The following is a 1,193-nucleotide window of genomic DNA, read 5'->3' as shown; positions in this document are numbered from 1 at the left end:
TAAAAGTTCCTCTTTTATCTAAATTAAAACCGGGTGCTCAAGCACTTAATAGTGTTGCTTTTGATTTTGGATATGAGGTTAATAAACCTGGAGCAACTGAGAATCAGATTAAAGCAGAAACATTAGCTTCTGGAATGTCTAGTGTAGTTGGTCTAGGATCTGAACATTTACACTTAAATGGTGCACCTAAAATATTTTTTAATATGGTGTTGGGCTCAGTGATTGGAGATAAAGTTAAAGAAAGTTATTCTAAATCAATTGAGCAGGGAGGTAAGGAAAACAAATGATGATCCTAAAAATATTAAAATTTTTTATATTTGTTGCATTACTATGTTTCTTTGCTATGGTGATCGCTGAATTAGATGCGGGATGGAAGAATTTACAGTATGCAATCCTGATAAAAGAGGCTTTAATTATGTCTCTAAAATATCAGGTGGTTGTTTTACCAATATATTTTCTCTTTTTTAAACGAGATTAAAAGGAATAGAACTCTCAGCAGTTTTTTTGTTTGAGATTCACATAGCAATGCAAAAGTTCGGTCAATTTTCAAAGAGTTTTAAAACCTCTTAAAAACTGAGCGCACTTTTGTATTTTCAAAGATGCTCATGTTAAGAAAATATTATAGTTTCACATCCAACTTTGCGTAGTAACCTTACCAAGCGGAAAATAAGTTAAAGTAATGGCGCCTCGTGTCTATGCGATGGAGCAGAAAGGCGACTTAAATGGTGAAGGTGCGTTGATTTCAGCGGATGTGATTGATTTGCGGAGTAACCGTTTAACCAATAGCGGCACCATTGCAGGCCGTAAACTTACGTTATTAAATACTGAAAGCTTATTAAACGCAGGCACCATTACGGGTGATAAAGTAGGCATCAACACCACGAATAACTTCGATAATATCGGGGGTAAAGTGGAAGCCGAGCGAGCACTTTTGGTGGATGTGGGCGGTGATTTAAATCACGAAAGTACCACAATGACAACAAAGGTGGACTTATCTCATTTCCAACGGAGTGAAACCACGCTTGGTCGTAAAGCGCTTTTCCATGTAAAAGGAGAAGATGGCCAGTTACAACTCTCATCAAATAATCTGAACGCTAAAGGTGCAGATATTATTAACGATGGCAATGGCAGCACGCTTGTTCAAACAAAAAATAACGTGAATCTCACCGCACTTTCAGTGGGCTTTGATGAGA

Annotated in this window: 3 protein-coding genes; all 3 read left to right on the top strand. The window is 37.0% G+C overall.

Annotated features, from left to right (window positions below; genetic code table 11):
- Positions 1–287, top strand: a 287-nt coding sequence (locus AAX15_RS09545) for a hypothetical protein (RefSeq protein ID WP_046939728.1), incomplete at its 5' end; no start/stop codon positions are given.
- On the top strand, positions 284–478 hold the full coding sequence (locus tag AAX15_RS06960) for a hypothetical protein (protein ID WP_046939726.1): 195 nt from the start codon (positions 284–286) through the stop codon (positions 476–478). The genes AAX15_RS09545 and AAX15_RS06960, both read left to right, overlap by 4 nt.
- Positions 479–679: 201 nt before the next feature.
- A partial coding sequence (locus AAX15_RS06955) for a hypothetical protein (RefSeq protein ID WP_046939725.1) occupies positions 680–1,193 on the top strand: 514 nt, incomplete at its 3' end.

Source organism: Haemophilus haemolyticus, assembly GCF_001008275.1.
In the GTDB taxonomy this organism is placed as follows: domain Bacteria; phylum Pseudomonadota; class Gammaproteobacteria; order Enterobacterales; family Pasteurellaceae; genus Haemophilus; species Haemophilus haemolyticus_P.
The sequence above is the reverse complement of the archived record's forward strand: the minus strand, read 5'-3'. Positions and strand labels throughout refer to the sequence as shown.